The sequence below is a fragment of the Carboxylicivirga sp. genome, from assembly GCF_982718395.1.
Map to the genome: position 1 here is coordinate 1 of NZ_CEXQWX010000232.1, position 7,210 is coordinate 7,210.

A 7,210-nucleotide genomic window follows, 5' to 3' on the forward strand; every position below is an offset into this window, starting at 1 on the left:
AAAGTTGATATTAGCAATTTTGCAAATGGATTATATTTCATAAAATTTAAAAATGGGAATACAATTAAATTTATAAAAGAATAGGATTATAATAACGTTTGCTAATAAGCCATCATAAATTAGCCTTAGCTTTGGCGGGTTTTGGGAGTTCAGCTCCCGCGCCAACTGGGGCACAAACAAGAAAGCGAATATAACGCACGCACCCTGGGTCACTTCATATGGCCGAACTGTTGGCAAGTATTGATTACTAAATGAAAGAGAATGATATTCAATAGGAATAAATTAAAAATAAAATCTGAGAGTTTGTTTGACAATTTGGACCTTGCTCCACATCCTTGGAGAAAGTCCGTTGTAATCTCTGCTGCAGGAATAATTGCGAGTGGCTGGACCAGTAACAGCAAAATATTTCTTCTTTCCTCTGATGGATATTCGGTTTCAGACCAATTGACTGGAGAAATAGAGATAAGAAATTATGACGAAGATAATACTGCGATGGACAAATTATCTAGTGATAATTTAGAGTTCAGAATAGATGAAATAAACCAAACAATTAAAGTATTTGGACTGAGAGGAGGTAACGGAAATCATGTGACCTCTGATTTTTGGAGTCTCGATTCATTTCACCCTGGACTTGAAAATCAAATTATAGGTATCCGAAATCTGAAAGAAAGGAATAAGGACATAAAATATTGGAGGAATTATACTCTTTTAAAACTAGAACGGTTGGAATATGATACCTTGAAATATGGGTTTTCAAATGACGAAAAATACTTTGGAATATTTGGTTCTGGTGGAGCTGAAATATTTTGTAGGGAATAAGCTAAAGGGACAACGACTTGCCAACAAAAGCTATACTTTGCGCGGAGTCGGCAACTTTGAGAGTTTGTTGATTGTCTGGGACGCCAAATTAAAGGAACTATACTGCATAAAAACTAATTATGGGATTCTTCGTTTTTGACAAGATCTTCACTGTTACGCAAGAGTCTTCTTACGGGACCAATTTAGTATTGATAGTTATTTGATTAAATCAGAGTAACAAGGCGAATTACAAGTTCCGTAATCCTGAAGGTGTTTATTTTTGGAAGTACTTGGAGATTTCAAACGATTTACCAATCGTTCCGTTGTACAATGGCTTTTAGTTTGAGCTACCTATTGTTTAGTGAAAAATATTAAATTAGCATGCACTAATCGGATATGTTGCCCTGTCAGGTGAGAATAGGAGCAATGCAGTCAAGGATAATAAGAGGTGTATTTTCCTTCATATTGGTGTGGGAAGTACATCTTTGGGGGTATTATAATAGAAACATATTTACAATAGCGTTACTGCTAATAAAATGGCAAAGCATGAAACAAACTAAACACATATTAATTTTCATTTTCATTTTATCTCTTGGTTGTAAATCTGAACAAGAGTATAATACCAGATCGATAACTAAACTAAAAGATTCGGATAGGTTTGCAGAAACGATGATTGGGAGCCACTTCTATAAGTTAAACGCTGGGGAGGACAATGTCATAGAGACAAAGAAAGGTAACATGATGATTATTCCATCAGGATCGTTGCTGAGTAAAAATGGAAAAACTATCGAAGATTCGATTCAGATTGAGTTTGCAGAAGGCAATGAAATTGATGAAATAATTCTATCAAACTTAATGATTCAGGATTCTGCCAAGATTTATGAATCTTACCTGTCGTTTTTTATAAATGCGACCCGAAATGGCGAACAATTACAAATTAATCCAGATAATCCAATATACTTTGAGGTAACCGCAGACAAACAAGTTAGTTTGTATAAAGGAACTCGTGATCACTTGGGGAGCGTCAAATGGAAAGAGGATAAGAAACCGGTAGATTACTTAATTCCTGTTTCACTGGATGTGCTTGATTTCTATCCTGAAGGATTTCAACGTGAAGTTGAGAAGGGTTTACCTTTCAGAAACCATAAGATCGTAACCGATGAGTTTTTGGATAGCTTATATTATAGTTATGCAACAGAATTAGATGAATTGGGGTATTATAATTGGAATAGCCGATACTTGATGATTAATTTATTTGCCCCAACCCTTAATCTTCTGGCTCAGGAAGATAATTTAGCATATGAGGTAGCAAGTGATGCTGTAACTACTTCAGAACAATCGTTTTGCGGAATTAATCCAGCATCAATTAAAGCAATTCGCAGTAGAAAGTTTCAAAATACGCTTATTTCAACAAGAGAGTTTGAATATAGACTTAGAACCATCTTTGCCACCTGCGACAATAGTATCTTAGAGTTATATGTGAATAATTTAGATAAAAACTTATGGGAAATTGATGAGATGGCTGCTAAACAATTAGGCAGTTCGAATAGTGCGTATCAAAAATTCATTGAATTTGCTTCATATAAGCAGACAACGGTAAAACTATCGGACAAGAAAGCCGAAATGTTAGCTAAGTACTATAAAAAAAGCAAGGAAAAAATTGAGAAAGATTTATTTAGGTATAAAAATGAGTATATCAAAGAAAGGCGAAATATTGAACAGGTTGCTCAAGAGAAAAGAGATGAGTACAGGGAACTTTTAGAAGCCAGACAAAAATATCGGATGAAGAAATTTGGTTTCGAAATAACCAATTTTGGATGGTATAATGCTGCTCGTGAAATAAAGTTAAGTGAAGTTGAGAAGTTCTCTTTAAATATCACTGTAGAAAATGGAGATCAGTACGATAGAGTATATTCCTATGTAGTAAATCCCGGAATAAAAAGTATCTTTTCCTATTTGTCAGATGATAAAAGGACATTTGATATTGTATTTTCTGAGGATCCTAATCTACTACTTTGGAAAAATCAATTGTTCAATGTGATTAGTGTTGGTTATCAAGCGGATAAAATTGGATATAAAATAAAAGAGTGTAAGCAAATGCCTGTCGTTAATGTAGATTTAGCCTTAGAAAATAATGATTATAAAACTTTTAGAAATGACATCCGAGAGTTTTCAAGTGGATATAAACGTGAGAATAAAATTCTAATAGATCTGGAATACCAATCTTTCTTCTATAAGGAAAAACTGCGAAAGGAAAGGGAAAACGAAGAACGAGAATTTATAGACAGGATTAGGTCTGTAGTGTTTCCATGTTGTTTTGATAATAACATTTTATTAAAATCATTTGAATTCAGGAATACCAGGTTAATTGATGTTCTTACAACTATCGAAAGAAAATTCAATGTTTCAATCCATCTTGAAAACAGGCAGATGAAAAATGAAAAATTAACAGCGTCATTTAAAGAGAGTGATATTGATGAAGTAATAGATGTGATTTGCAAAGTATACGATTTAGATTATCAATATTCTGGGAATGGTATAAGAATTTTTTAGAATGATAAGATAATTACTGGTGGTGAATGTGTGTATAATTAACAAGTGCTTTAAATATTTTCTATCATTATCACCTGAATCGGGGGTAACTTGTGAGGTTAGAAGCTCATAATCCCATGCAAAATCACATTAGATGCTGCTAGCGAAAATTACAAAATGAACGAATCAAAAAAATATTGCAGAAGCTTACATGCTCACATTAGTTTAGGAACAACCTCTGATGATCGATTTATGCCTGCCGGTTATGTAGAGTCATTCGCTAAAAAAGACAATCTTGTTTTAACTGAAAAGCTTGATGGGCAGAATAATTGCTTCAGCAAAAGAGGTGTTTTTGCCCGTTCTCATACTTCACCATCAGAACATCCCTGGGATAAACCTATGAGAGAAAGGTGGCAGCTAATCAAAAATGATTTGAACAACTTAGAGATTTTTGGAGAGAATATGTATGGAATCCACTCTATTGCTTATAATAAGCTGGAATCATTTTTCTATGTTTTTGCTGTCAGGGAAGCCGATAGATGGTTAAGCTGGGAAGAAGTCAAATTCTATGCAAGTATGTTAGATTTCCCGGTTGTGCCGGAAATCCAAATCACCCATAAATTGGAAGATTTTTGGGATGATAATAAAAACGAAAATACTATTCTTGAAAAGTGGCTTGAAAGCAACCTGGGTATGACTTGGGAACAAAGTGTTGAAACTGAAGGTTTACTTGGTGGGTATGATCCTGTAAGTAGTAAACCATGCTCCGAAGGGTTTGTCATCAGAAACAAAGATGGCTTTACAACGAATAATGGAGATTTGCCTGTAGAAAGCAATGAATTTGACAACCTTTTCAAGTTGGTTAGAGCTTCTCATGTGAAAACAGATGTTCATTGGACAAAAAACTGGAAACCAGCAAAACTTATTGACTATCATAAGTACAAATGGTATGCTTATGAATTTTTACAAAAACTATGAATTGGAAATTCCCTATATATGAAATTGACAAACCGATTGATTGGGATTCGTTAGAATCTTCCTTTCAATGGTTGAGGGACATGAAAGACGTTCCTCAGGATGAAGAATGGCATGCGGAAGGTGATGTTTTAACGCATACAAAAATGGTTGTTGAGGCATTATTGTCCTTACCAGAATTTAAAGTACTGGATGAACAAGACAAACATATTTTATTTGCCAGTGCCATTTTACACGACGTCGAAAAACGGTCAACGACAATCAAAGAAGAAATTGATGGTAGAATGAGAGTTGTTTCTCCCAGACATGCTAAAAAAGGAGAGTTCACGGCACGAAAAATATTATATACGGATATTCCAACGCCATTTTTGGTGAGAGAACAGATTACCAAACTGGTGCGGCTTCATGGTTTACCTTTATGGGCTATTCAAAAAAACGATCCTAAGAAAGAAGTTATTTATGCGAGTCAGGTTGTTAATACACAACACTTATCTATGTTAGCAAAAGCTGACGTATTAGGACGAATATGTAAAGACCAGGAAGAAACTCTATTAAAAATTGAGTTATTCAATGAGCTTTGTGTTGAAAATGACTGTTTTAGAAAACCTCGATATTTTAAATCAAATTACGGCCGTTACTTGTATTTGAATAAGCTTGATAGCTCACCAGATTACGTGCCATTCGATGATTTAAAATTTGATGTAATAGTTATGTGCGCTTTGCCAGGAAGTGGAAAAGACACATATATAGATCGTCATTTTCAGCTTCCCGTTTTGTCTTTGGATGACATTCGAAGAGAACATAGAATAGACCCTACCGACAAAAAGAAAAATGGGTGGGTACTTCAACTTGGTAAAGAAAAAGCAAAGGAATATATGAGGTCAAAAACTTCATTTGTTTTCAATGCAACTAATATTACAAGTGAAATGCGAAGCAAGTGGATCTCATTGTTTACAGATTACGGTGCACGTGTTAAAATATACTATATTGAAGTTCCGTATAAGGAACTGTTATCACAGAATCATAATCGAAAGCACAAAGTGCCTGAAAATGTGATCGAGAACTTGATAAGGAAATTAGAAATTCCCAATCCTAAGGAGGCACATGAAATATATTATGAGGTAAAATAAGCTTTCGTTTACAGTGCATAATAATAGAACCATTGAGATACATTTAATTGTGTAATTAAATATTAAGAAACTATTTGACATGGAACTTTCTTCAAAATCAAAAGGGATATATGCACAAATCAACCGGGAAACCACTAAACTGGGAGATTTGCGGAAAATTGCAAAGGACATCAAAAAAGATCATGAGCTGGCGATGGAACTTTGGTCTACTGGTGAATTGTTACCCCGTCATTTAGCAATTCTAATTATGGACAAAAAACTCCTGACACAAGAACTTATTGATAAGCTTGATAAGGATATCCAGAGTCATAAATTTGAAGAGCGAAATCAATTAATAGACTGGCTGATGGCTAACCAGCTTTCGAAGGACAAGAAAGCAATTGCTTTAATGGAATCTTGGGAGAATAGCTCCTCAGTGTTACAAAGAAGAGTTTTTTGGTATTATCAGGCACGTTTAAGATGGATGGGAAATACCAACCACTCAAATACAGAATACCTGTTAACCGCAATAGAGAATAAAATAGCAGGTGAACAGCCCGAAGTTCAATGGGCAATGAATTTTACAGCCGGTCAAATAGGTAAATGGCAGGAAGAGTATCGTGCCAGATGTATTACCATTGGTGAAGAAACCGGACTTTACAAGGATGAAGTAGTTGCAAAAGGGTGTACACCAAATTATTTACCGAAATTCATTCCAATTGAAGTTGCCAAATTGAAAAAGTAGTGATATTGAAGTGGGTTCCTCAGCTACCCCAAGCTACCGCGCGAGTCCTCCCTAGAATCCGCATGGTAGCGAGGTGCGTCTATTACTCACAATATAAACGATACAACCAAACCCAAAATTAATTCTACAACCAGGTTCATATGATAGATGAGAATAAATACTTACAAGTTGTATCAGAGACCAACGCTGATATCACTCCTTATTTTGATATAGCCATAAGTCAGGAGGATTTTAGAGACATTTTGGTTAAACACCTTCTGGAAATAGATTCGATTAATGTTTATTACCACTCTTACTTGATTCTTAATGAGGTAACAAAAGCAGAGCCTTCATTATTTTATCATTATTGGGATCAATTTTCATCTTTATTGAGCTATGATAATTCTTACCATAGAAATTATGGGATGGAGTTGATAGCGAACTTAGTGGTTGTGGATAAGGAAAATCGTTTTGAATTGATAGTTGATGATTATTACAAACAACTTAATGACGAAAAAATATCGACAAAGAAATATTGTATCAGCCATTCAGCTAAAATCATCAATGAGAAACCCAAATTGGCTAACAGGATTATTTCTAAGATTATTGAATCACTAAGAGTTAATGATAATACTGAAAAACATCAAAATTTCCTGATATCAGAACTTATAAAGCTTTTGTCTTCCGTTGACTATGATCTACTTGACAAGATTGCCGTAAATGATTTCTTAAAAGATGTGTTAAACACTACTAAATCTGATAAAGTTAAGAGAGAAATTAAGAAATACAGCGCACAATATTTTGCTCAATAGCAGTCGTGCAAAATATTGAAGTTTAGGTTCCCGCTGGTATGCCCTCGCTGGTACACATTTGCAATGTGTGCTATAAAAAGAAAAGTGCTAATGTGTTTATTTTGAGCTATCTTGAAGAAGATTATAGTATTTCGATATGCTTAATGGTTAATGTATAAAGCCAAAAGTCATGATAAAAACACTCAAGTTCAATGAATTATCAGACCGGAAACCTACTCACTACCAGGTAAACGGACTTGATCTCGTTATAATCCGATATG

7 protein-coding genes are annotated in these 7,210 nt (G+C 34.6%); all 7 read left to right on the forward strand.

Going from position 1 to position 7,210, the window contains the following annotated elements; genetic code table 11:
- Positions 1–84, forward strand: an 84-nt coding sequence (locus AC4MRQ_RS23975; protein ID WP_491200267.1) for a T9SS type A sorting domain-containing protein, incomplete at its 5' end; no start/stop codon positions are given.
- 177 nt (positions 85–261) lie between these two features.
- Positions 262–819: a hypothetical protein gene (locus tag AC4MRQ_RS23980; protein WP_491200261.1), complete on the forward strand. Its 558-nt coding sequence runs from the start codon at positions 262–264 to the stop codon at positions 817–819.
- A 525-nt stretch (positions 820–1,344) separates the two neighbouring features.
- Positions 1,345–3,351: a FecR domain-containing protein gene (locus AC4MRQ_RS23985; protein ID WP_491200262.1), complete on the forward strand. Its 2,007-nt coding sequence runs from the start codon at positions 1,345–1,347 to the stop codon at positions 3,349–3,351.
- A 156-nt stretch (positions 3,352–3,507) separates the two neighbouring features.
- Positions 3,508–4,308: an RNA ligase family protein gene (locus AC4MRQ_RS23990; RefSeq protein WP_491200263.1), complete on the forward strand. Its 801-nt coding sequence runs from the start codon at positions 3,508–3,510 to the stop codon at positions 4,306–4,308.
- Positions 4,305–5,435 carry an AAA family ATPase gene (locus AC4MRQ_RS23995; RefSeq protein WP_491200264.1) on the forward strand — a complete coding sequence of 377 codons (1,131 nt, stop codon included), beginning with the start codon at positions 4,305–4,307 and terminating at the stop codon, positions 5,433–5,435. Before AC4MRQ_RS23990 ends, AC4MRQ_RS23995 begins: the two co-directional genes overlap by 4 nt.
- Positions 5,436–5,514: 79 nt before the next feature.
- Positions 5,515–6,159: a DNA alkylation repair protein gene (locus AC4MRQ_RS24000; protein WP_491200265.1), complete on the forward strand. Its 645-nt coding sequence runs from the start codon at positions 5,515–5,517 to the stop codon at positions 6,157–6,159.
- Between the two features lie 140 nt (positions 6,160–6,299).
- Positions 6,300–6,950 (forward strand): hypothetical protein, encoded by a 651-nt coding sequence (locus tag AC4MRQ_RS24005; protein WP_491200266.1) that lies wholly within the window; start codon positions 6,300–6,302, stop codon positions 6,948–6,950.
- The last annotated feature ends 260 nt before the right edge of the window (positions 6,951–7,210 follow it).